Below are 24,314 nucleotides of genomic sequence, written 5' to 3'. Positions count from 1 at the left end.
GGACGATGAAAACAGCTCGTTTTTTTGCCCTGGCATTCATTGGGCTCGTTGTCTTGGCGGCCTTGTTTCTCTATTTGAGTCCGCGAGCCGACCGCGCCGAGCACGAAGGCGCGGAGCAGGCCATATACGGTCCCGGCGAATTTCCGATCGCCGACAGCCGGGTAGAGCTTGAGGTATTGATCGCGTCTGAATCGACGAAGGAAGAGCTGGAGAAGAACCAATTCACCTCCTATGTGGAACAAAAGCTCGGCATCAAGTTCAACTTCGTGACGACGAGTCCGAGCACGATCGACGAAGCGGAGGATGTTCTATTCGCCAGCGGCGATTACCCCCCGATCATCCTCAGCGGCAGCCTGACGACGGATGAGCAAGTCCGTTACGGCAAGCGCGGCATTCTTCGTCCCCTGAATGCGCTTATCGACCGCTACGGCGATCGTCTTCATGAGATTTTTCAGCAACGGCCCGATCTGCGACAGTCGCTGACCGCTCCGGACGGAAACCTATACGCGCTTCCCGCCATCAATGAATGCTTTCATTGCTGGTACGCTCAGAAATTATGGATCAATACATCGTGGCTGGAGCGGCTGGACCTGCCCATGCCGAAAACAACGGATGAGCTGTATCAGGTGCTCCAAGCCTTCAAACGAGATGATCCGAACGGAAACGGACTTCATGACGAAATTCCGTTAAGCGGGGCGGTGAACAGCTGGCATTCGGAGATTACAGGATTTTTGATGAGCGCCTTCATCTACAATACGGATAGGAACTACTTCTATATCGAGAACGGCCATGTCGGCTTAGCCGCCGTACAGCCGCAATGGAGAGACGGGCTTGCCTATATCCATAAATTGTACAGCGAGGGTCTGATCGATCCGCAAGTATTCACGCAGTCCATCGACGGAGTGATCGAAAAAGCGACCCGTCAGGATAATGTCCTTGGCGCCATCACGGTCGGACATATCCGGATGGCGTACAATAACGGCAACAATATCAGGCAGAGCGAATACGAAGCGGTGCCCCCGTTGATCGGTCCTGCCGGCTACCAAGCAGCCGGATTTTTCAGTTCATTTGACCGATCGACCTTTGCGATTACTGACAAAGCAACGGAAACCGAAGCGGCAGCCGCGATGCGGCTGGCTGACTTTCTTCTGACGGAAGAGGCCACGGTACGCAATGAATGGGGGATGGAGGATCTATGGTGGCGAAAAGGAAAGCCAGGCGAATTCGATGAGCATGGACGTCCTGCGAAATACTGGCTCGCGCCAGAGTTTGCCCAATCGGATACGCAGAACGAGATTTGGGCTCAGATGGGCCTGCTCTATCGCGATCGAAACTTGCGCGAATCATGGGCCGTGTCGCAGGATCCTTACTCCATTGTAGGCTACGAACACCGGCTTTATCAGGAGACACAGAACAAGTACGAGGGCAAGGAGCCGGCTGAGGTCTATCCCGATTACATCTTCATGGAGATGGCGGAAGCTCAAGAAGCCGCAAGGCTCAGAATTCCGATCAACGATTACATCCGGTTCAATATGGTTCAATTCATCACAGGCGTAAAGAATGCCGATGCCGATTGGGATGACTACGTAGAAGGGCTGGAAAAATTAAAGCTGGATCGTTACCTCGAGCTTCATCAGAACGCGTATGACTCCTATCGGCAAAAATGAGCGTTAGCAAAGGCCTTGACCCAGAAACCCTTCTGGATCAAGGCTTTTTTCAATCGGCGAATAGTAATCGGCATGTGAATATTGAGCGATACGGCTCCAGAACGCAGCTGGGAAGCGCTTTTAGAATTCTGTGCCGCAAGTGATTTCTGTTCGTTGACGGTCCTCGGGATGATTCGCTAACGTGGAGCCAGACGAACAATTCCGCTTCACGATGAGAGGGGTGTGGTCACAGAGATGGGAACAACCGGGACAGTAAAGGCTTTGCACGACGTTCAAAAAGAAAGTAAAGCGCTGGCTGCAAGACGTCTCTGGAAAGGAATCAAAAGGCATTGGCAGCTGTACCTTCTTGTACTTGCACCGCTGGTCTATTTCATTATTTTCAAGTACATCCCCATGTACGGGGCGCAGATCGCATTTCGCGATTTCAGCATTGTGAAGGGGATTACGGGAAGCGATTTTGTCGGCTTGTCTCATTTCGAAGCTTTCTTTAAGTCGCCGAATTTCTGGCTCCTCATCAAGAACACGATGGGGATCAGCCTCTATTCGCTTCTCATCGGATTCCCTGCTCCAATTCTTCTGGCGCTTGCGCTAAATGAAGTCAGGAGCATGAGGTTCAAGAAAACCGTTCAATTGGTGACGTTTGCGCCGTTTTTTATTTCGACCGTCGTCATGGTGTCGATGCTGATCATCTTCCTTTCTCCCCGTCTCGGGTTTGTCGATCAGATCGTCCAGGCACTCGGCTTCGAATCGATCAACTTCATGGGGGTTCCAGGCTATTTTAAAAGCATTTTCGTCTTTTCGAACGTCTGGCAGAGCATCGGGTACGGCGCCGTCGTCTATTTAGCCGCCTTGGCCGGAATCAATCCAGAGCTCTATGAAGCCGCCAAGGTTGACGGCGCCTCTAGATTTCAGAAGATTCGGAATGTTGATCTCCCAGGCATCGCGCCCGCTGCCATTATTTTGCTGATCCTGAGCGTGGGACAGATCATGAATGTCGGATTCGAGAAAATCTATCTGATGCAGAACCCGCTTAATGTAAGCACGTCCGAGGTCATCTCGACCTATGTCTATAAAACCGGTCTGCTCGGCGCGAATTTCAGCTTTTCCGCCGCTGTGGATCTGTTCAACTCCGTGATCAACCTGATTTTGCTGATTACGGTCAATTCAATTGCTAAGCGCATCTCTGACAGCAGCCTATGGTAGAGGAGGAATTCGAATGAGTCGTACCCATGCCATCCGAGAGTCGCTTGGCGACCGGATCTTTCTGGCCTTCATCTATGCCTTTCTCATCCTTGTCCTGGCGACGGTCATTTACCCGCTCATCTTTATTGTAAGCTCCTCCTTCAGCTCGTCCGAAGCGGTCGTCAGCGGCAGGGTATGGTTGTGGCCGGTCGACTTCAGCCTGGAAGGCTACAAAGTCATCTTCAGCAACCCCATGATCCTGACGGGATATAAGAACTCGATTCTATATACCTTTTTTGGAGTGCTGGCCAATGTCGTGCTGACGGTTGCATTAGCCTATCCGCTGTCGAGGTCCACGTTCATCGGCCGCAATCTGATCATGATGCTTCTCGTTTTTACGATGCTGTTCAACGGCGGCCTGATTCCGACGTATCTGACGGTCAAATCATTGGGCATTCTCGATACTCCATTGGCGATGATTCTGCCAGGCGCGATTGCCGTTTTCCAGGTCATCATTGCCCGCACGTTTTTCCAGTCCACCATCCCCAAGGAGCTTGGCGAGGCTGCTGAGCTTGACGGATGCTCGGACATCGGTTTCTTGTGGAGAGTCGTTCTTCCGCTCTCGAAAGCGATCATCGCCGTATTGGTGCTGTTCCACGCTGTCGGGACGTGGAATGCCTACTTCGATGCTTTGATCTATCTGAAGTCGCCGGAACTGTTTCCGCTGCAGATCATTCTTCGAAACATCCTGATCCTCAACTCGGTCGATGCCGGATCGCTTGTGGATGCCAATCAGTTTGCCGCAAGGCAGGGGCTGCGGGATCTGTTGAAATTCTCGCTTATCGTCGTTGCGACCGTACCGATCCTGTGCATCTATCCATTCGTGCAGAAATATTTCGTACAGGGAATCATGATCGGATCGGTCAAAGGCTGATCCGCGAAGGAGATTTCGAAGGGAGGTGAGGCTTCGAGGTCGGGCTTCGAAGTCAGGCAGCAGGTACAGGTCTTCGTTTTTTATGATTCAAGACTTTCCATACGCAAATCAAAGGAGGAGTCATTCTGAATCAGAGAAGGGGAATGGGGTTCGTCACGAGCATCGCGCTGCTGCTTGTCCTGGCGATGAGCGCATGCAGCAGCAACAACGCGGGCAATAACGTTTCTGGCGATGACGCCGGCAACGGACCGGTTACTTTGGATACCTTCATTGCCGTAGTGCCCCGTATAGAGGATATCAATACGAACACGATAACGAAGCTGCTTGAAGAAAAGATCCATATCAAGTTCAAGTTCGAAGCGGCGCCTGAAGTCAGCGCAGCCGACAAGAAGAAGCTGCTCCTGGCCAGCGGCGATTATCCGTCCGTGTTTTTGTCCGGCGACTTCACCCAGGCGGAACAGATCGATTATGGCCAGCAGGGAGTTCTGCTCCCGCTCAATGACTTGATCGATAAGTACGGCAATGAGATCAAGCGGGCATTCGAAGAGGATCCGGATCTGAAGGCGGCCATTACAGCTCCGGACGGCAACATTTACGCGCTGCCGCATATCAATGATTGCTTCCATTGCTGGTATTCCCAGAAAATGTGGATCAACAAAGCATGGCTGGATAAGCTCGGCCTCGAAATTCCGAAAACGACAGAAGAGTTCTATCAGGTTCTCAAGGCGTTCAAGACGCAGGATCCGAACGGGAACGGCAAAGCGGATGAGATTCCGCTCACGGGCGCCTACAATACATGGCACGGCATTCCCTCTCATTTCCTCATGAACTCGTTTGTATACGACGACGACAACACCTTCTTCACGATGAAAGACGGCAAGGTAAGCCTCGCCGCAAACCAGCCCGAGTGGAGGCAAGGTCTGGAATATGTGAACAAGCTGTACAGCGAGAATCTGATCGACAAGGAAGCGTTCACGCAAAACAACGATGCCGTCATGCAAGTCGCCAACAAGGAAGGGGACAATGTAATCGGAGCGGTATCGATGGGTCACATCGGGATGGCGTTCAATGTCTACGAGGGACAGACGCGCCATAAAGACTATGTGTCGTTGGCCCCGCTTGCCGGCCCGAACGGTGTCGCGTATGCAGGATACTACAAGGGATACGGCAACGGCGCCTTTGCGATCACGAACAAGGCTACGGAAGCGCAGCAGATCGCCGCGATCAAAATGGCCGATTATATGTACTCCGAGGAGTTTGCAATCGCAAATGAGTATGGCCTAGAGGGGAATTATTGGGAGAAGGCGCAGCCCGGAGAAAAAAATGTCCACGGCGAACAGGCGAAGTACAAGCTTACGCCGGCATTTTTCGAGATCGGCTCAACGTTGAACGATCATTGGGACCAGATGGGCATTACCCGGCGCACGCGCGAAATCAGGGAGTCGTGGGTTGCCCCGAGCGATCCGTTGTCGGAGCAAGGCTTCGAGTACCGGTTGTTCCTGGAGACCGCGAACAACTACGAGAACAAGCAGCCGAAAGAAATCTATCCGCCTGCCGTCTTCCTGGAGGTGTCCGACGCCAAGCAGGTGAATAGGATCAAACCGCAGCTGGTCGATTATATCAACTCGAATATGGCGCAATTCATTACGGGATCCAAGCGTCTGACGGATAGCGAATGGGATGGATATGTGAAGGGCTTCGATGGATTGAATCTCCCAAGCTATCTGGACATCTATCAGAAAGCGTATGACCGAATAGAGGGCAACTAGAAAAGAAGCAAAGGAGCTGTGACGGAATGGTGAACAAGGAAATTGCCAAGGGCCCGTTTGAACCGACGTTTGAATCGCTTCGGACATTTGAATGCCCGGAATGGTTCCGGGATGCCAAGCTCGGCATCTGGTCGCATTGGGGAGCGCAATCGGTTCCCATGTTCGGCGATTGGTATGCCCGCAACATGTATTATGAAGGATCGGATCAATACCGGTACCACATCCGGCATTACGGTCACCCGTCTACATTCGGCTACAAGGATCTCGTGCAGCTCTGGAAAGCCGAGAAGTTCGATCCCGAAGGGCTGATGGACTTGTTCGAGCAGGCGGGAGCGAAATATTTTGTTGCGCAAGCGATGCATCACGACAACTTTTTCAATTACGATTCGAAGATCCATAAGTGGAATTCGGTCCAAATGGGTCCCAAGAAGGATATCGTCGGCCTGTGGAAGGAAGCGGCTTCGAAGAGAGGCCTGCCGTTCGGAGTGACGGAGCATCTCGGGGCGACGTTCAGCTGGCATCAGTGGAATAAAGGGCACGACAAGGAAGGACCGTTCAAAGGCGTTCCGTATGACGGCAATGATCCGCAATTCGAGGATCTGTACTTGCCGAATCGGGAGCATTACGATCCAGACAAAAAGCAGTACGATCTGGATCCGTGGTACACCTCCAACGCCTGGTGGCATCAGCGCTGGTTCGACGTGATGAAAGAAGTGATCGACTTGTACCAGCCGGATCTGCTGTACTCGGACGGGGCCTTGCCGTTCATCAATTCGTGGGGCAAGTCGTCGGAGAACGGACTGGACAACGCCGACGTTGAAGCAGGCCTGCATGCAGTCGCGCATCTGTACAATACGAGCGCTTCGCTTAACGGCGGTCGGAACAAGGCGGTGTACAACCAGAAGGATCGTAGGAAAGAAGTCTACTCCGTAGGCGTGATGGATATCGAACGGAGTCAGGAGCAGGGAATCAAGCCTGAGCCTTGGCAAACGGATACCTGCGTCGGCGACTGGTTCTACAACGTGAAAACCGTATACAAGCAGCCGGGACATGTCATCGAAATTCTCATTGATATCATTTCCAAAAACGGCAATCTGCTGCTGAATATTCCCCAGAAGCCCGATGGCACGATCGACGACGAGTGCACGCACATCCTGAAGGAAATGGCCCAATGGTTCGCTGTGTGCTCGGAAGGCGTCTACGGCACGCGTCCGTTCCGCGTGTCGGGCGAAGGGACCTCCAGCGTGGTGATCGATCATTTCAAGGAAGACAAGGTGGAATGGAACAGCTCGGATTTCCGTTTCACGCAAAAAGGCAATACGGTCTATGCGTTCCAGATGCGCGCTCCGAGCGACGGTCTCGCTGTGATCCGGTCGCTGACCCCGCAGCATAAAGTGAAGAAGGTGCGGCTGCTCGGCGTCGGAGACGTGCCGTTCCAACAGGCTTACGGCGCTCTGATCGTATCGCTGCCGGAGCATCTTCCGACCCCGTATGCCAATTGCATGGCCATAGAGCTGGACCATTAGGGACATCGGGAAGAACAGAGACAAAGGGGATCGGTAGGGATGCTCGACGAGAAATGCCTGTACGTTTCAACCGACGGCAACGACCATGCCAGGGGCACGGCGGAGCAGCCCTATGCTTCGATCGGGCGCGCGATGCGCGCCGCCAGGGAAATCATCGCCGCTGGAACACCGGTACGCGTGAAGGTCCATGGAGGCATGTATGACTTGACGGAGCCGCTTCGGTTCGGACCGGAGGACTCGGGATCAGAGTCCTCGCCGGTCCTGTACGAATCCATCGGAGACGATCCGGCGGTCATTACGGGCTCCAAGGTTCTGCAACTGGATTGGAAGCCTTATCGCGACGGCATCATGCAAGCGCGCGCGCCAGAGGGACTGGTGCTGGATCAGCTCTACATCGATGGCCGGCTCTACCATATGGCCCGCTATCCGAATTATGACGAAGAGATCCGCATCATGAACGGCTATGCGGCCGACAGCATCCGTCCGGAACGGGCGGCCCGATGGCGCAATCCGGAAGGCGGCTATGTCCATGCCATGCACAGCCATCTATGGGGCGACTACTGGTACCGGATTGCCGGCAAGACCCAGGATGATGTGCTTGAGCTGGAGGGCGGGTGGCAGAACAACCGGCAGCTGGGCATGCACAGCGAATTTCTTTACGTCGAGAATATCGTGGAAGAGCTTGACGCGCCCGGAGAGTGGTACTACGACGACAAAGCCGGCCTCTTGTACGTCTTCCCCTATCCAGGCACAGATCTGCTGACCGCGGAAACGAGAGGCGCTCATCTGCCTCATCTCGTCGAGATCATAGGCACGCCCGGGACAAGCGCGCAGCATCTTGCGCTCAAAGGCTTTACGTTCGAGATGACTTCCCGCACGTTCATGGAAAACCGCGAGCCTCTTCTGCGCAGCGATTGGACCGTATATCGAGGCGGAGCGGTACTGCTGCGCGATACGGAGCATTGCTCGATTGCGGATTGCAGCTTCAGGAACCTTGGCGGGAATGCCATCTTCGTGGATGGCCGCAATCGCCATGTCCGCATCACAGGCTGTCACCTGGAGGAGATCGGATCCAACGGAATCGCATTCGTAGGGCGGCCGGACAGCGTAAGAAGCCCGCTGTTCGAATACGGAGAGCGGCAGCAGCTGTCGGAGATCGATCGGATGCCAGGTCCGAAATCGGAAAATTATCCCGGTCCGTGCCTTGTCGAGGATTGTCTGATCACTCGTGTAGGGCGAGTGGAGAAGCAGTCGGCTCCCGTTCAGCTATCGATGGCGATGGACATTACGATCCGCAGCTGCAGCATATACGATGTGCCGCGGGCCGGCATCAATATTTCGGAAGGCACGTTCGGCGGGCATCTGATCGAAAACTGCGACGTGTTCGATACCGTGCTGGAAACGGGAGACCACGGTTCCTTCAATTCATGGGGCAGGGACAGGTATTGGCTGCTTGAGGATATAGATATGGATTCCATAAATGAGAATCCAGGCGAGCCGGACGATCCGCTTCCCTTACTCGATGTCGTACGGCCCATCGTCATCCGCCATAACCGGTGGCGCTGCGATTACGGCTGGGATATCGATCTGGATGACGGATCAAGCGGGTATGAAATCTACAACAATCTGTGTCTGGCAGGCGGGATCAAGCTGAGGGAAGGCTTCTACCGCCGGTGCGAGAACAATGTCCTCGTCAACAATTCGCTTCATCCGCATGTATGGTTCAAGGGCAGCAGAGACATCATCCGGCGCAACATTGTGTTTACGGCGTATGTGCCGATCCGGGTGCCGCAGCCGTGGGGGACAGAATGCAACGACAATCTGCTTCATGTACCAGGCGCCCGGCCGTCGCCGGCAGCCGAGCTGCAAGAGATGAGCGGGCGCGATCACCGATCGCTGGCGGCAGACGCGCAGTTCATCGATCCGGATAGCGGCGACTATCGTGTCCGTGACGGATCGCCGGCGCTGGCGCTCGGCTTCAAGAACTTCCCGATGGACGCGTTCGGTGTCCGCAGTCCCCGGCTGAGGAAAAGAGCCAAAACGCCAAGACTGCCGCAGATCGGGGAGAGGACGGGCGAGTCGGGGCGTCTCCACCAGCATTCGCTCTGGGGCCATTGCAAGGTGAAAAACATTGTCGGCCTCGGCGAAGTCTCCGCTTCCGGCCTACCCGATGAGACAGGCGTCCTGATCGAGACGATACCATGGGGGAGCTGGCAAAATGAACGAGGCTTTCAGATCGCAGACGTTGTCCTTGACCTGAACGGAAGCAAGGTGGACACCGTGAACGATCTGCTCGAAAGCTATGAAGCGGTCCGAGAAGGCGAGACGTTCACGATTGCCGTGTTTCGTGGACAGAAGCGGGTCGTGCTCACGATCGACAACGCCAAGAATGACTAATGGAAATGGAGGGCAGCACAATGACGACGGAGCTGATCCGATACGCCGCCCAGATTCGGCCGTCCGAACGCCAGCTGGCCGTGCAGGAATTGGAGTTTTACGCATTCATCCACTTTACGGTCAATACGTATACAGGCAAGGAATGGGGGACGGGGGACGAGGACCCGTCCATCTTCAATCCGGTCGAGTTCGACGCGGACCAATGGGTAGCGGCCTGCACGTCTGCCGGGATGAAAGGACTGATCCTGACCTGCAAGCATCATGATGGCTTCTGCCTGTGGCCTAGCCGCTATACCGAGCACTCTGTCAAAAACAGCCCTTGGAAAAACGGAACGGGCGACATGGTCAAGGAGGTTTCGGAGGCTTGCCGCAGAGCCGGCATTAAATTCGGCGTCTATCTGTCTCCGTGGGACCGGCATGAACCGACCTACGGAGACTCGCCCCGCTATAACGAGCATATGCTCAACCAGCTGACCGAGCTGCTTTCGAATTACGGGGATATATTCTGCGTATGGTTCGACGGCGCCTGCGGGGAAGGGCCTAACGGCAAGCGTCAGCAGTACGATTGGGATGCCTACTATGCACGGATTCGCGAGCTGCAGCCGAATGCCGCGATATCGGTCTGCGGGCCGGATATCCGCTGGTGCGGCAATGAGGCGGGGCATTGCCGGACCTCGGAATGGAGCGTCGTACCGGCCTCTCTCCGAGATAATGAGAAGATCCAGGAGAAGTCGCAGCAGGCCGATGACCGGGAGTTCGCAAGGCGCTACCAGTCGGACGAGAACGATCTAGGCAGCCGTGCCGTCATTCAGCATGAACGCGAGCTCGTGTGGTACCCGGCTGAAGTGAATACATCGATTCGCCCCGGCTGGTTCTATCACGACTTCGAGGACGATCAGGTGAAATCTCTCGATGAGCTGCTGCAGGTCTATTATGGATCGGTCGGCGGCAATGCGACCTTCCTGCTGAATCTCCCGCCGGATCGACGGGGACTCATTCATGAGAATGATGTCGCACGTCTGCAAGAGCTCGGAGACAAGCTGCGCGAGACATTCCGGACGAATCTGGCCATCGGCGCTTCGGCAGCTGCAACGGAGTCGTCGGCAGGCTTCGAAGCGGGCAGGCTGCTGGACGGGAACCGGGATACGTTCTGGGCGCCAGAGGAAGGCACGGAGCAAGCGGTTGTCGAGCTCGACCTCCAACGCGAGCAGACCTTCAGCCACGTGGTGCTGCAGGAGTATCGATATACCCAGCGCATCGAGCGTTTCGAGCTCGAATACAAGGATGGGGAGCACTGGAAGCCGTTGTTCGAGGGCACGGTCGTCGGGCATAAGCGCATCTGCCGGTTCCATCCCGTCGCCTCGCGGCATATTCGATTGAAGATCACGGAATCCAGATGGCAGCCGCAGCTTGCCGCTATTGAAATCTATTCATCCATCCCATCAGCTTAAGCGAGGTAATCGAACCTTATGATCAAACAGGACTTGAACCGGCAATGGACCTTCAAATCTTCGCAGCTGCCTTCCGGCATCGTTGATCTGCCGCATGATTTCAGCATCTTGCAGAAACGGGATCCCGATACGCCTGCCGGCATCGGAAACGGATATTTCCCTGGCGGCGTAGGCGAATATCAGAAGATTTTGTTCGTTCCAGAGGAGTGGAGAGGCAAAAAGGTGATGCTGGAGTTCGAGGGCGTATACATGAACGCCACGGTCCGCATCAACAGTCATATCGTCGCGCAGCAGCCGTACGGCTACACCACGTTCCACTGCGACTTGTCTCCTTATCTGATGTACGGGAAGGACAATACGATCGACGTCCATGTCAACAACAGCGCGATCCCCAATACGCGCTGGTACAGCGGTTCCGGAATCTACCGCCCTGTATGGCTGATGGTCGGCGAGCAGGTTCATATCAAGCCATGGGGCGTATTCGCAGCCGCTCAGGAAGTCTCTGCCGAGTCTTCGACGACAGCGGTCAGGACGGAAGTCGAGAATAGCGGCGAAGCAGCCGCTGCGGCCATCGTACGCTCGACGCTGCTCGATGCTGCCGGATCTGCCGTAGCCTCTCACGAGGTCGAGGTGCAGATTCCAGGCAAGTGTTCGATCGAGGCCAGTCAGACGCTTGTCGTTGAGCCGGCACGGTTGTGGTCGGTGGAGGATCCCTATCTCTACACATTGAAAAGCGAGGTCTTGCTGGAAGGCAAGGTCGTGGATCTCGCGGAGACAAGCATCGGGATCCGTTCCATTTCCTTCGATGCCCGGCAGGGGTTCCGGCTCAACGGCGTGCCGACGAAGCTCAAGGGCGGCAACGTCCATCATGATACCGGATTGCTGGGGGCGGCCGCTTACGGCCGTGCCGAAGAACGAAAGATCGAATTGCTGAAGGCGAGCGGCTACAATGCCGTACGATGCGCCCACAATCCGCCGTCGCCAAGCTTTCTGGATGCCTGCGACCGTCTAGGCATGCTGGTGATGGACGAAGCGTTCGATGTCTGGCGGGAAAGCAAGGTGACCAACGACTACCATCTGCATTTTGCCGACTGGTGGGAGCGGGATCTGGCCGCGATGGTGCTTCGCGACCGCAATCATCCCAGCATCATCCTGTGGTCGACAGGCAACGAGATCGGCGAGAGGGACGGCCGTTCGGACGGTTATGCCTACGCCCGAAAGCTGGCCGACTATGTCCGCTCGCTTGACGATACCCGGGCCGTAACGAACGGCATTTGCTGGGTCGGTTCCCTGCGCTTCTCCCCGATCGGCATCGATCCCTCGGCGATCCCCGAAGGGTTCGACTACTGGGGCGAGACGACCGAGAGCTATGCGGAGCCGCTCGATGTCGTAGGCTACAACTATGAGCAGAAGCGCTACAAGAGCGATTCGGTCAAATACCCGGATCGAGTCATCTGCAGTACGGAGAACTACCTGATGGATTCGCTGGAGTACTGGATGACGGCGGACGAGCATCCGAATGTCATCGGCGATTTTTATTGGACCAGCTTGGACTATCTCGGTGAAGCCGGAGTCGGAGCGGTCCGATACGGCGGCGAAAAGGAAGTCATCCGCTATCCGTGGCACGTGGCCTACTGCGGCGATATCGACATCTGCGGCTTCAAGAGGCCGCAGTCGCATTATCGCGACTGTGTCTGGGAAATCGCGAAGGCTCCCTATATCGCGGTGTACAAGCCGGAACACTACGGGAAAAATCCTGTCCTGTGGGGCTGGTCTTGGCCGGATGTGGTCCCATCCTGGACTTGGCCCGGCTACGAGGGGAAGCCGACCGTCGTGGAAGTGTACAGCACGGATGAAGAGATCGAATTGTTCCTCAATGGAACATCGCTAGGCCGGCAGGGAGCCGGCAAGCCGAACAAGTACAAGGCGGCATTCGAGCTGCATTACGAAGCCGGAGAGCTGCTGGCCGTAGGCTATCGGGGAGGAAGCGAGGCTTCCCGCGCCGCGCTCCGAACAGCAGAAGCGCCTGCCGCCATCCGCCTGACGCCGGATCGAAGCCGCTTGGAAGCCGAATTCGGCGATTTGTCTTATATCACGGTCGAAGTGGTCGATGCATCGGGGAATGTCGTGCATGACGCAGCCGACGATATTTATTTCACCGCGTGCGGAGCCGGTACGCTGATCGCTGTCGGCAACAGCAATCCCGTCAGCGAAGAGATGTATGTCGGCCATCGACGCAAAGCCTATGAAGGCCGGGCCATGGCCGTCGTACGGGCTGATGGCGAGTCCGGGGAGATCGTCTTGACTGCGATGGCCGAAGGGATTCCTGCCTCTACGGTTGCGATAGCGGTAGGCTAGATTGAAACAGAAGCGCCGGGAGATTCTCCCGGCGCTCTTTAGGCTTCGGCGGATGCGCCGCAGCACGGTTGAAGCGCAGCGGCCTGCTCTTCCTACGAAGTAAACTGCTTCCGGAACTTGAGCGGCGAGACGTTCGCGAACCGCTTGAAGCAGCTGGAGAAATACGGCGCGAACTGGAAGCCGACCTGCTCCGCGATTTTGGCGATGGGCCAGTCGGTCTTCAGCAGCAGCAGCTTGGCCTGCTCCATGCGGTAGTCATGCAAATATTCCATCGGCGTGCAATGGTAGATCTCCTTCATGCACCGGATGATGTAGTTCGGATGGTAGTGCAGCGCCTCCGCGAGCGATTCGTTGGTCAGCGGCGATTGGTAGTGCTGCCGCAGATACGCCTCCGTCTGCTCGGCGAGCCGCACGATCGGAGAGCTCTTTTTGCCGCTGAACCGCTCCTCAAGCAGCTTGAGCAGCTCCATGAACAGCTGCTGCTCGTTCCAGAACGCCTCATGCCGGAGCTCGCCGGAATAGGCGAGCAGCTGGTTCAGATGCCGCTCGGCCATCGACAAGTCGACGGACGTCGAATATTGCCGCATCCGGATCGAATACCGGTTTTCCCAGGCGTTCCGCGCCGAATGATAGGGACTGGAAGCCGTCTCCGCCTGGACGGCCGCTCCGGCATAGTCGAAGTGGATCCAGTAGAAGACGGTCTCCTCCGCGCACGGCTTGACCGCATAATGGAATCGGTCCGGCAGGAGCAGCAGCGTCTGGCCCGAAGAAACCTCCCACTCCCGATCGTCCTCGCCGATATAGAGCGTTCCCTTGACGACCCACAGCAGGTCGAACAAGCCGAGATGGCGGCGGCTCGGATGCTGCTCGCCCGGCTGCAGCGTCGCCCGGCCGATCGCCACATAGTGGGGGATCGGCGGGACCTCCATGACGACGAGATTCCGTTCGTTCATCTCCCCACCCCTTGGTCTCGTTTGGTCGTTCGCAATCCATTTGCTAGAAAAGATACCCTTAAACGCTTTCATAGTCAACTCGAGCCGCGCGGTCTGCGCCGAGGGCCTGCCCGCGGTAAACGCCGGAAAGCCTCGACATACGCAGCTGCTGCTGCGGGATGCCGAGGCGGAGGCTTGCGTTCGCGAAGCGGCAGCCCGGAACGGAGATCAGCCTTTGATCGATCCGATCAGGACGCCTTTGTAGAAGTACTTTTGCAGGAACGGGTAGACGATCAGCACCGGCAGGGTGGAAAGCCGCGTTTGTTCATAAAAGACAGAATTGTATACTGGAACAATCGACTGTATGCGCTTACAGTCGTGGGGAAGGAGGTGAAGAACCGCCGTGTTCCAAGGGGAATATCGCCCCGTCTCTAGACTCATCTAAATAAAGAGGAGGAATGAAATGATGACTGGAGGAAAGAGGATCGTTTTGCTCGCGCTGATGCTGCTGATCTCGGCGACGATCGGGTTCATGCCGCTGGGCAGTACAGGGGAAGCCGCTGTCGTGGGCGTCACGAACGGCATCGCCTTCAAGAATACGAGCGGCGGAGTCGTCCACGCTCATGGCGGCGGCATGATCAAGGTAGGTGCCTACTACTACTGGGCGGGGGAGAATCGGGACGGAACGAACTATGTCTCGCTCTATCGCTCGACCGATCTCAAAAACTGGGAGTTCAGAGCAAATATTTTGTCCAAGTCGTCCGCCGCGGAGCTGGCGACCGCAAATATCGAGCGTCCGAAAATCATCTACAACGCGGCGACCTCGAAGTACGTCCTGTGGGCGCATAAGGAAAACGGAGTCGATTATGGAGAAGCTCGCGTAGCGGTCGCTTCCTCCTCTTCCATCGAGGGGCCGTACACGTATCACGGCAGCTTTCGCCCGCTCGGCTACGATTCCCGGGACATGACGGTGTTCAACGACAACGGGACCGCGTATCTGATCTCCGCGACCCGGGTCAACGCGGATCTGAACATCTATCGCCTGACGCCGGACTTCCTCGGCGTGGAATCGCTCGTGCAGACGCTGTGGCCGGGATCGTACCGCGAGGCGCCGGCTATGTTTAAGCGCGGCTCGACCTACTTCCTGATCACTTCCGGAGCGACCGGCTGGAGCCCCAATCAGGCGAAGTACGCGACAGCGTCCAGCATCAGCGGCTCCTGGAGCGCACTGGCGAATCTCGGCGACTCGACGACCTTCGGCTCCCAATCGACCCATGTCGTTCCGGTCGAAGGTTCTTCCGGAACGTCCTATCTCTATCTGGGCGACCGCTGGGCGGGGGCCTGGAGCAGTCCGGTCAACGACTCCAAGTATGTGTGGCTGCCGCTAAGCTTCCCATCCTCGACCACGCTGTCGATGAGCTGGTATCCGAAGCTGAACATCGACGCGGCGGCAGGCACGGTCGCGGGCGTGCCGTTTTCGGTCAACTCCAACGTCAATTATGAGCTGGTGAACCGCAAGAGCGGCAAGCTGCTGAACATCAAAGAAAGCTCGACCGCGACAGGCGCCGACGCGGAGCAGCGGGCCGACGGCAACCTGGGCAGCCAGCGCTGGCGGCTCATCGACGCCGGCAGCGGCTATTACAAGCTGCAGAACCAGAACGGCGGCCTGCTGCTCGGGCCGACGGGCGGCGCTTCGGCGGACGGCACCGCGCTGGAGCAGTGGACCGATGGCGGCTGGACCAGCCAGCACTGGCAGCTGATCGACGCTGGCGGCGGATTTTTCAAGCTGACAAATCGGGCCACGGGCAAAGTGATCGACGTCTCATCCGGCTCGCTCGTTGACGGCGCGAACGTCATCGGCTGGACGGACAACAACGGCGCGAATCAGCAATGGCAGATCGTAGAAGCGAATTGAGCCTTGCATAAACGATGGAGCATCGAAGCGGCACGCGCCTTTCTGGCGCGTGCCGCTTTTTTCTCTAAAGGGAAAAGAGCAGAAGCAGCCGGGAAAGAGCTTGCACGCAAGGGCTGACGATGCTACGATAATGCAACCGATTTCAAATTGGGTTGAAGGAAAGGGAGAAGTCCGCCAATGAAGACGGTCACCGTCTATGATATCGCCAGAGAGGCCAACGTCTCGGTAGCGACCGTTTCGCGGGTGCTGAACAACACGGCGCCGGTCAAAAAGGAAACGAGAGAGCGCATCAGCGCGCTGATTGAGAAATACCAGTTCCAGCCGAATGCTCTGGCCCGCAGTCTGATCCGCAAGGAGACCGGCATGATCGGCTTCATTTTGCCGGACATCACCAATCCCTTCTTTCCGGAGGTGCTGGCGGGCTTCGACCGCGAGGCGCGGAAGATGGGGTATACGTACTTTTTGTGCGACACGTTCTCGACCAACGAGGAGACTCTCAATCAGTACGAGCGGGAGTCCCAATATATCAGCCTGCTGATGGAGAAGCAGGTCGACGGCATCGTCATGCTCGGCGGGCGCATCGATCTGTCGCGACCGGATCCCCAAATGATTCGCGAAGTGGAGGAAGCGGCGCGGCGCGTTCCGTTCCTGCTGCTCAACGGAAGCCTGCCGCAGGTCGGGCTGAACCGCGTCGCCACCGACCAGAAGCTCGGCGCCGTGCTGGCGACGCAGCATCTCCTCGAGCTCGGGCATCGCGACATCGCCGCCGTCGGCGGCTATTCGGCGATGAGCAATACGCAGCAGCGGCTGCAGGGCTTCCGCTCTGCGATGAGGGAGCATGGCCTGCAGCCGCGCAAGGAGTGGATGCTGCAGGACGGTTTTTCGGTCGAGGCTGGCGTGGAGTTCACCTCCCGGCTGCTCGCCATGAACCCGCGTCCGACCGCGATCTTTTGCCTGAACGATCTGGTTGCGATCGGAGCGCTCAAGGCGGCGAGCCGCGCCGGCGTGCGCGTGCCCGAGGAGCTGTCGATCATCGGCTACGACGACATCCAGTTCGCTGCCAACAGCATCCCGGAGCTGACGACCGTATCGCTCAAGGCCGCCGAGATCGGCCGCCTCGCCGCCGAGACGCTGCATCGGATGATCGGGAAGAAAAAGGTGCCGAAGCTGCTTTCGGTCCTGCCCGAGCTGGTCGTGCGCCAATCGACGGCCGCCGTCCGCAAGGGGGGATGAGCGCCCCCCGGCTCCCCCTGCTCATCGGCAGGAGCGGGTACGGAGAGCGCGCGGCAAGGGACATTCCTAAAAAATTTTACTGACAGCGATTGACATCCACGAGGCCTCGGACTAGAATGACATTATCCAAATGAAACCCCTTACAAAAAAACGGCATCGATTCGATTTCCTCTATTTCACTTCCTTATCTATGAAACCCATTACATAAAAATCATTGAGATCGATCCTGTGAAGGAAAAAGCATCGGATCTATTTCAACGAGGCTGTACCGTTTCTGCTCCTGGCTTGATTCCGATGGGAAGCAATTCGTTCTAATCTTTAGTGAAACCCGTTTCATAGTCTGACTATGGAGGATGAACCGATGATGAAATCGCCCGCCCTCGCCGCAGCTCCCGTCAGTCTGGCGGCAAATGAAGTCCGCATCCAGGGAAAGTCCGAGCTGCTCCTTTGCGCCTCGCTGTTTTACTTCCGCATACCGCGAGCCTTATGGCGGGAAAGGATGCTCCAGCTGAAGGCATTCGGCTACAACGCGATCGATGTCTACTTCCCGTGGAATTACCATGAGCCGGAGGAAGGGCAATGGGATTTTGCCGGCGAGAAGGATGTCCGCGCCTTCTTGCAGGAAGCGCATGAAACTGGACTGTTCGTCGTCGCCAGGCCGGGTCCCTATATCTGCTCGGAGTGGGATGGAGGGGCGCTGCCTGCCTATCTGTCCGCCGCCGAAGGCATGAGGCTGAGGGACAACGATCCGCTTTTCCTCGCAGCGACAGCGAAGTGGTTCGACCGCATCCTCCCCGTATTGAAAGCTTATGAGATCGGCAGCGGCGGCACGATCGTCGCCGTGCAGCTGGACAACGAGCTGGACTTCTACGGCTGCAAGGACCCTCGCGGCTACATCTCCGCCTTGCGCGAGATGGCCCTCGAGCGGGGCATCGCCGTGCCGCTGATCGCCTGCGCGGGGCAGGGCGGCCTGATGGAGGCGTCGGGCTTCGCGGATGGAGTCGTGCCGACCTGCAACTTCTATCCGAACGACCGCGACCCTGCGTTCGAGGAGAAGGTCGGCCGCTATCAGGAGCTGCTCGCCGGGAAGGGACTGCCGCTGCTGGTGACGGAGACGAACCGCTCCCACTTCCTGCTCCGGCGGCTGCTGTCCTGCGGCGCGAAGCTGCTCGGCCCTTATTTGCAGGTGTCAGGGACGGATTTCGGATTCACCAACGCGACGAACAACTGGGGCAAGCCGCTTGCTTTCCTAACCTCGGACTATGACTTCGGCGGCATGATCTCTCCGGAAGGGCATATCCGTCCCGAGGCGTACGAGGGCAGGCTGCTCGGCCGCTTGATGGCGGCCTATGGCGCGACGCTGGCGGAAGCGGCGCCTGCGGGGCAGGGGATGATGCGGACCTTGGCGGCTCCGGAAGGAGCGGCGGCCGGCTCGAGAGCGCTTAAGCTGCGGGACGGCGGCTATCTCGGCTTCGTCTCCAACGTCGCGGAAGAAACGGCGGCTGTCGTGCTGGAGATCGCCGGGACGCGGATTCCGCAGCGGTCGACGCTCCGGCTGGAGCGCTGGCGCTCCTTGGCGCTGCCGGTAGGCGTGCCGCTTCGCGCCTGGGGAATCGAGGGCACGCTGCTGCATGCGACGGCGGAGCTGTGGAGCTGCCGCAAGCTCGGCTCAAAGACGGTCCTCGCTTTCCACGCGGAAGGCCAGGGCGAGATCGCGCTGAAAATCGAGGGAGCGACGGTGCTGGAGACGTCGGGCATGGACGCGGATGAAACGGCTGGAGCGCTCATGCTGACCTTCGATTCGAGCGAGGACGCGGCGTGCAGGATCGCGCTCCCGGACGGCTCCGTGCTGGAGCTGATCGCGATGGACCGCTCCCGCGCCTTGCTGCTGGAGGAGATTGGAGAAGACGGCGAGCTGCGGTTCGGGGAAATGCCGGACTATCGAAAGGAAGCCGTCGAGCTTGACATTCCGTGGACGTTCTCGCCCGTGGAGGCGGATCGCCCGCTATCGACATCGCGCCGCCACGGCTTCTCGGCCGGCGGGGCCGGATATCTGGAGTCGTACGGAATCCAACGAGGCTACGGCTGGTACGTCGCGGAGACGGAGCCGCCGCCAGCCGCGGAGCCGCAGGGGCTGCTCGTGCGCAACGGAAGCGACGTCCTGTCCCTTTATGCGGGCAAGCGGTACTTGGCCACGATCGTTCCTGGAGGATCGAGCCGATACGTTCCGTTCGCAGATCCGGCGACGGACGGTCCGATTCCGATTACGGTGCGGGCGGAGATCTGGGGGCATAGCAATTTCGACGATATCCGTCTTCCTGGACTACGGCTGCACGCCGGCAAAGGATTGACGGGGCTCGCCACCGTCACGAAAGTCATCCCTCTGACGGGAAACTGGCGGGTGAAGGCCGCCACGGACCGCGAGCCGAAGGAGGAATGGATCGGCAGGACGGCCGACGAAGCGTTATGGCCGATCGTCAGCTTCGGAGGCTGGCTGTCGTCCGCGAGACCCGCTCTCGAGTATTATCGTAACCGCTTTCAAGCGGCGAGCGACGCAAATTGCTGGACGCTGCATTTCGACGGTCTGCAGGCATCGGTCCATGTCTTCGTCGACGGAAAGGACGCCGGCCCGGTTCATCCGGGCGATCCATACGTCGATCTCTCCGCTTTTGTCCAGCCTGGAGAGCCGGTTCAGCTCGCGGTATTCATGGAGAGGCAGCCTGGGCCCGCCGCCGGCAAAGTGACGCTGTACGAGGGCGTCGCAGCCAACCGATGGGAAATCTTCTCCGGCGAGGAAGAGCAGCTGCATGCCCACGCCCAGTCGCTGCAGGAAGCGGCAAACGTCCGGCTGCCCGTCCAGCTGGAGGCCGGAGACATGGGCTGGCTGATCGGAGCCGTCGGCCATTCGAATGACGGCAAAGGCTGGCGGGTTCAGGCGAAAGGCTCGAATCTCAAGCTGACGGCGCTGTTCAACGGGCGTCTGGTCGGCCGCATCTGGCTGCAAGGCAGCCGTTCTCGTCCCTTCTTCACGGGCGGGAGCCAGGATTCGTTTTATGTGCCGGGGCCGTGGTTCCGGGAGGAGGCCGGCCAGCTGGCGCTCCTGCTGGAGGCGGTCGACGGCGAAGCGCCGTCCGTGCTGGAGGAGCTGTCGTTCCGCCCGGTATAGGCTGGACGGGGGTGGAGGCGAGCGGGGCTGTCGATTTATGTAACCCGTTTCATCATAGTCCATACGTCGATGACGGCAGCGTCCAGGATAGGGGGAGAAGCGATGCGGAACAGGTCAAAGAGGATCGTTCTGGCCGGATTGGCAGGTCTGGCGGCATGCGGCATCTTGATTCTGCTCCTCGCGATGCCGCTGTCGCCAAAGCACGGCGCGGATGAGGAGCCAGGGAAAGGGGAAGCGCTCATGGGCAAACGGATTCAGCTGGACTACGACACGGCTTACCAGACGATCGACGGATTCGGAGCCTCCGGAGCGTGGTGGGCGCAGGAGGTCGGCGGCTGGAAGCATCTGGATGCGATCATGGACCTGCTGTACGACGACAAGCAGGGCATCGGGCTCGACATCTACCGCTACAACATCGGAGCCGGCAAGCCGACGATCGCAACCGATCCGTGGCGGACGACGATGACGGTGGAGGTATCCCCCGGCGTCTATGACCTCGACCGGGACCGGAACGCGGTCCAGGCGATGAAGGAGGCGGCCAAGCGCGGAGCGGACATCGTGCTGTTCGCCAACAGTCCGCCCGCCAGGCTGACCGCATCGGGCTATTCCTCCGGAGAGCCGTCGGGCAAGCCGAATCTCCCTCCGGAGAACGAGGAGGCGTTCGCCAAGTATCTCGTGGACATCACGGAGCTGATCGTCCGCGAAGGATTACCGGTCAAATACTTGAGCCCGATCAATGAGCCGCAGTGGGACTGGAAGGGAGGGCAGGAGGGCTGCCATTACGAGCCGGAGCAAGTGATCCGCCTGTCCCGCAAGGTGGCGCTGGAGCTGGAGGCGAGAAAGCTCCCCGTCAAGCTGCTGGTCGCCGAGTCGGGCACCTGGAACGACCCGGAGTACACGCTCGCGATGTATAAGCGGATCATGGGCGACGAGGTGCTGTCCCGCGCGATCGACGCCTACGCCGTGCATTCCTACTGGTCGAGCGTGAAGGACAAGAAGATCGCGGCCGAGTATTTCTCGCAGTTCGACGACCTGCTCCCGCTGCATCAGACCGAATGGTGCGAGATGGTGGACGGCAACGCGGCGGGCATGGAGGCGGCTCTCGTGCTGGCGAGGACGATCCATGAGGATATGACGATCCTGTCGGTATCCACCTGGGAGCAGTGGCTGGCCGTCGCCAAGGGCGACTATCGCGACGCCCTGGTGTACGTCGATCCGTCCACGAGGCAGTTCGGCGCCGCGAAGCGGATGTGGAGCTTCGGCAATTATTCGCGGTTCATCCAGCCGGGCTCGACCCGGATCGGGGCCGCGAGCGAGGACAGCGACGTGCTGGCCTCCGCTTATGTCAGTCCGGACCAGGACCGGACCGTCATCGTGGCGGTCAATGCCGGGAAGCAGGAGAAGCCGGTCTCGTTCGCCGGGCTGCATGGCAAAAAGGCGGAGATCTACGAAACGTCGGAGGCTCGCGACCTCGGCCTCGTGAAGGAGGTGAGCTCGCTCGGGAACTATGTCCTGCCGCCGGAATCGGTTACGACATTCGTCGTCCAGGCACGAACGGCCGGATTTTGGCAAAGATGAAGGCGCAAACCAAATGGGGAGGATCGAACATGGCAATCCAATCGAAAAGGCTGCCTGCGATGTTCATGGCCATCGCGATGTTTTTCACCGTCTTGATCGGCTGCGAGAATTCGAACGGAGATCCGGCAGCGGAAGCTCCGGCTAAAAACGAAGCGGCGCAAAACAAGGAGGAGCCGCAGCCGAGCGGAGGAGGCGGCAAGGGAGAGCCGACCGTCATCGTATTCGGCACCCACTGGCAGGCGGGAGACGACCCGAGCTGGAAGGATCCTGTGACCGGCGAGCCGGGCATGTCGCCGGAGCAGCTGCTCGCCCGCCAGAAAGCCCAGGAGGCGGTGCTCAGCGAGCTCAACGTCGAGATCAAATGGCTGCAATACCCGACCGACCTGCGGGAGTCGCTGCTGAAGTCGGTGCTCGCGAATGCTCCGCTCGTCGACCTGGCGCTGCTGTGGGGCGGCTCGCAAGGAACGCTCATCGGGCAGAACATCTTCCAGCCGCTGGACGAGTACGAAAGCATCTTCAGCGATCCGGACGACGCCTGGATGCTCGGCGAAAAGATGTTCGGCAACAAATATTTCCTGAACTACATCCTCGACTTTGTCAACGCCTGGCCGCTCGTCTACAACATCTCGTACCTCGACAAGGTCGACGCGCTCAAGGAAAACGGCAAGACGGTCTATCCGCATGATCTGTGGAAGCAAGGCAAATGGACCTGGTCGGCCTTCGAGAGCTACCTGTCCAAGGTCAACGAGTATTACGCGAACAAAAAGTCGCCGGTGCGGACGGACGTGCCGATCAAGCCGTTCCAGACCGACTATCGCTATACGGCGTTCCAGGCGATCCACGCCAACGGCGGAGCGGTGTACGGAGCCGACGGGCTGACGGCGGATTCGGCGGAAGCCAAGGAGGCGGTAGCCTATCTCGATCGGCTGATGTCGAAAAGCCTGATGATGACGTCCCGATACGGCGACGACTCCTCCGTTCCGGGCTGGACCTGGAACGGCAGCGACTTCGGCAACGGAGAGACCGTGTTCACCAACATGGTGCCGTGGCTGTCGAACGGAGCGGGCCAGACGCTGGCGTCCCGCGGCGAGTCGATGGGCGTCGTGCCGTTCCCGAGACCGGACGGCATCGCGGCCGACGATCCGAAGTATGGCCAGGTCATTTTCCCGAACAATCAGTTCGCCGTCCTGAAGGGCGTCTCCAAAGAGAAGACGGAGCTTGCGCTGAAGGCCTACAAGACTTATTGGTCGACCGTCTACAAGACGCTGGCGAGCAGCGACAAGGCGCTGGACTTCTTCAGCAAGCAAGCGAAGAGCACGGCGATCAACTACGGCTTCGACGTCACGAACGAGCAATATGGAGACGCCGTTTTGGAAGCGTTCACAGCCATCTCCGGCAGCAGCCCGAACGAATATGCGTCGATCATGCCATGGAGCAACATATGGACGGACGTCATCCTCGGCAATTCCTTGTACGGACTGAACGGCTCTCCGAAATATGCCGGCGCGATCGACGCGCAGAAAAACGTCATCGTAGACGCGATGGCTGCGGTTGAAAAGACGATCAGCTCCGGCGAATCGAAGGACAACATGCCGCCTGCCTTTACGGCGACCGGCACGCCGATCGCCGTCGCGGCCGGCACGGATCCGTCGACGATCAAATGGGATGCGTTCGTCAAGGCGGCGGACGGCATTGACGGCGAGATTCCGTTTGCAAGCGTCGCGGTCGACGTCTCCAAGACGAAGTTCGATACGGTCGGAAGCTATGACGGCGGCCTTGCGCTTTCCGCCAAGGATGCCGCCGGCAACGAAGGCAAAGGAGCCTTTGCCGTCATCGTCTACGATCCGAACAACAAAAAGCCGCCGACCCTCGCCGCAAAAGCGGAATACCGCAAGGTGAAGGTGGATGAAGACGCCTCGGCCATCAACTGGGGAGCGGACTTCGTGGATCAGGCGGTCGACAAGGACGGCTTCGATCTGAAGGGCCAGATTGCCGCGGACATCGGAAGCCTCGATGTGACGACGCCGGGCACCTATGACGTGAAGCTCTCGGTGAAGGACTTTGCCGGCAATGCGGCGGAGCTGACCATTCCGGTGACGGTCGAGTAAGGAGCAGACGCGAATCGCTGCGGGCTGCGGATGCGGCGCCCAGCCGGGCGGCGGCCGCCGTCCGCAGCCCTTTAATGGAGGGTCCAGGCGTATGTCCA

General features: G+C 58.4%; 14 protein-coding genes. 13 read left to right on the top strand and 1 reads right to left on the bottom strand.

What is annotated here, in order from left to right:
• Positions 1-5: 5 nt before the first annotated feature.
• From NYE40_RS16350 to NYE40_RS16315, 8 genes are all read left to right on the top strand, one after another.
• Positions 6-1,667, top strand: a complete 1,662-nt coding sequence (locus NYE40_RS16350) for an extracellular solute-binding protein (RefSeq protein ID WP_339278688.1) — start codon at positions 6-8, stop codon at positions 1,665-1,667.
• A 234-nt stretch (positions 1,668-1,901) separates the two neighbouring features.
• On the top strand, positions 1,902-2,870 hold the full coding sequence (locus tag NYE40_RS16345) for an ABC transporter permease subunit (RefSeq protein WP_043110911.1): 969 nt from the start codon (positions 1,902-1,904) through the stop codon (positions 2,868-2,870).
• A 13-nt stretch (positions 2,871-2,883) separates the two neighbouring features.
• Positions 2,884-3,783 carry a carbohydrate ABC transporter permease gene (locus NYE40_RS16340; RefSeq protein WP_339278687.1) on the top strand — a complete coding sequence of 300 codons (900 nt, stop codon included), beginning with the start codon at positions 2,884-2,886 and terminating at the stop codon, positions 3,781-3,783.
• Positions 3,784-3,926: 143 nt separating this feature from the next.
• On the top strand, positions 3,927-5,552 hold the full coding sequence (locus NYE40_RS16335; RefSeq protein WP_153783943.1) for an ABC transporter substrate-binding protein: 1,626 nt from the start codon (positions 3,927-3,929) through the stop codon (positions 5,550-5,552).
• Positions 5,553-5,578: 26 nt separating this feature from the next.
• Positions 5,579-7,078, top strand: a complete 1,500-nt coding sequence (locus tag NYE40_RS16330; RefSeq protein ID WP_028597615.1) for an alpha-L-fucosidase — start codon at positions 5,579-5,581, stop codon at positions 7,076-7,078.
• Positions 7,079-7,210: 132 nt separating this feature from the next.
• The gene (locus NYE40_RS16325) at positions 7,211-9,475 is read left to right on the top strand and encodes a hypothetical protein (RefSeq protein ID WP_339278686.1); all 2,265 of its coding nucleotides are present in this window, start codon (positions 7,211-7,213) and stop codon (positions 9,473-9,475) included.
• 20 nt (positions 9,476-9,495) lie between these two features.
• Positions 9,496-10,926: an alpha-L-fucosidase gene (locus tag NYE40_RS16320; protein ID WP_153783941.1), complete on the top strand. Its 1,431-nt coding sequence runs from the start codon at positions 9,496-9,498 to the stop codon at positions 10,924-10,926.
• Between the two features lie 18 nt (positions 10,927-10,944).
• Entirely contained in the window at positions 10,945-13,284 is a 2,340-nt protein-coding gene (locus tag NYE40_RS16315; protein ID WP_339278685.1) for a glycoside hydrolase family 2 TIM barrel-domain containing protein, read from the top strand.
• Between the two features lie 92 nt (positions 13,285-13,376).
• Here the strand turns inward: NYE40_RS16315 and NYE40_RS16310 are convergent, their stop codons facing one another.
• Positions 13,377-14,237 carry a helix-turn-helix transcriptional regulator gene (locus NYE40_RS16310; RefSeq protein ID WP_339278684.1) on the bottom strand — a complete coding sequence of 287 codons (861 nt, stop codon included), beginning with the start codon at positions 14,235-14,237 and terminating at the stop codon, positions 13,377-13,379.
• A gap of 442 nt (positions 14,238-14,679) precedes the next feature.
• On the opposite strand from NYE40_RS16310, the gene NYE40_RS16305 reads away from it, so the two are divergent.
• From NYE40_RS16305 to NYE40_RS16285, 5 genes are all read left to right on the top strand, one after another.
• Positions 14,680-16,131: an RICIN domain-containing protein gene (locus tag NYE40_RS16305; protein WP_028597620.1), complete on the top strand. Its 1,452-nt coding sequence runs from the start codon at positions 14,680-14,682 to the stop codon at positions 16,129-16,131.
• Between the two features lie 177 nt (positions 16,132-16,308).
• Positions 16,309-17,364: a LacI family DNA-binding transcriptional regulator gene (locus NYE40_RS16300; protein WP_028597621.1), complete on the top strand. Its 1,056-nt coding sequence runs from the start codon at positions 16,309-16,311 to the stop codon at positions 17,362-17,364.
• A gap of 361 nt (positions 17,365-17,725) precedes the next feature.
• Positions 17,726-20,530 (top strand): beta-galactosidase, encoded by a 2,805-nt coding sequence (locus NYE40_RS16295; RefSeq protein ID WP_180968382.1) that lies wholly within the window; start codon positions 17,726-17,728, stop codon positions 20,528-20,530.
• Positions 20,531-20,770: 240 nt separating this feature from the next.
• The gene (locus NYE40_RS16290) at positions 20,771-22,108 is read left to right on the top strand and encodes a glycoside hydrolase family 30 protein (RefSeq protein WP_339278683.1); all 1,338 of its coding nucleotides are present in this window, start codon (positions 20,771-20,773) and stop codon (positions 22,106-22,108) included.
• 29 nt (positions 22,109-22,137) lie between these two features.
• Complete coding sequence (locus tag NYE40_RS16285; RefSeq protein WP_339278682.1) at positions 22,138-24,216, top strand: hypothetical protein; 2,079 nt, start codon at positions 22,138-22,140, stop codon at positions 24,214-24,216.
• Positions 24,217-24,314 lie beyond the last annotated feature (98 nt).

This window comes from Paenibacillus sp. FSL W8-1187 (genome assembly GCF_037965485.1).
In the GTDB taxonomy this organism is placed as follows: Bacteria; Bacillota; Bacilli; order Paenibacillales; family Paenibacillaceae; genus Paenibacillus_O; species Paenibacillus_O pasadenensis.
Note: the sequence above shows the minus strand (reverse complement) of the source record. Positions and strands in the feature narration are given on the sequence as shown.

What these genes read in the sequence shown, in the direction of transcription:
- NYE40_RS16345 (WP_043110911.1), top strand. Translation starts at nt 1,902, where the DNA reads ATGGGAACAACCGGGACAGTAAAGGCTTTGCACGACGTTCAAAAAGAA.
- NYE40_RS16320 (WP_153783941.1), top strand. Translation starts at nt 9,496, where the DNA reads ATGACGACGGAGCTGATCCGATACGCCGCCCAGATTCGGCCGTCCGAA.
- NYE40_RS16310 (WP_339278684.1), bottom strand. Translation starts at nt 14,237, where the DNA reads ATGAACGAACGGAATCTCGTCGTCATGGAGGTCCCGCCGATCCCCCAC.
- NYE40_RS16305 (WP_028597620.1), top strand. Translation starts at nt 14,680, where the DNA reads ATGATGACTGGAGGAAAGAGGATCGTTTTGCTCGCGCTGATGCTGCTG.
- NYE40_RS16285 (WP_339278682.1), top strand. Translation starts at nt 22,138, where the DNA reads ATGGCAATCCAATCGAAAAGGCTGCCTGCGATGTTCATGGCCATCGCG.
- NYE40_RS16300 (WP_028597621.1), top strand. Translation starts at nt 16,309, where the DNA reads ATGAAGACGGTCACCGTCTATGATATCGCCAGAGAGGCCAACGTCTCG.
- NYE40_RS16335 (WP_153783943.1), top strand. Translation starts at nt 3,927, where the DNA reads ATGGGGTTCGTCACGAGCATCGCGCTGCTGCTTGTCCTGGCGATGAGC.
- NYE40_RS16325 (WP_339278686.1), top strand. Translation starts at nt 7,211, where the DNA reads ATGCGCGCCGCCAGGGAAATCATCGCCGCTGGAACACCGGTACGCGTG.
- NYE40_RS16295 (WP_180968382.1), top strand. Translation starts at nt 17,726, where the DNA reads ATGATGAAATCGCCCGCCCTCGCCGCAGCTCCCGTCAGTCTGGCGGCA.
- NYE40_RS16350 (WP_339278688.1), top strand. Translation starts at nt 6, where the DNA reads ATGAAAACAGCTCGTTTTTTTGCCCTGGCATTCATTGGGCTCGTTGTC.
- NYE40_RS16330 (WP_028597615.1), top strand. Translation starts at nt 5,579, where the DNA reads ATGGTGAACAAGGAAATTGCCAAGGGCCCGTTTGAACCGACGTTTGAA.
- NYE40_RS16290 (WP_339278683.1), top strand. Translation starts at nt 20,771, where the DNA reads ATGGGCAAACGGATTCAGCTGGACTACGACACGGCTTACCAGACGATC.
- NYE40_RS16315 (WP_339278685.1), top strand. Translation starts at nt 10,945, where the DNA reads ATGATCAAACAGGACTTGAACCGGCAATGGACCTTCAAATCTTCGCAG.
- NYE40_RS16340 (WP_339278687.1), top strand. Translation starts at nt 2,884, where the DNA reads ATGAGTCGTACCCATGCCATCCGAGAGTCGCTTGGCGACCGGATCTTT.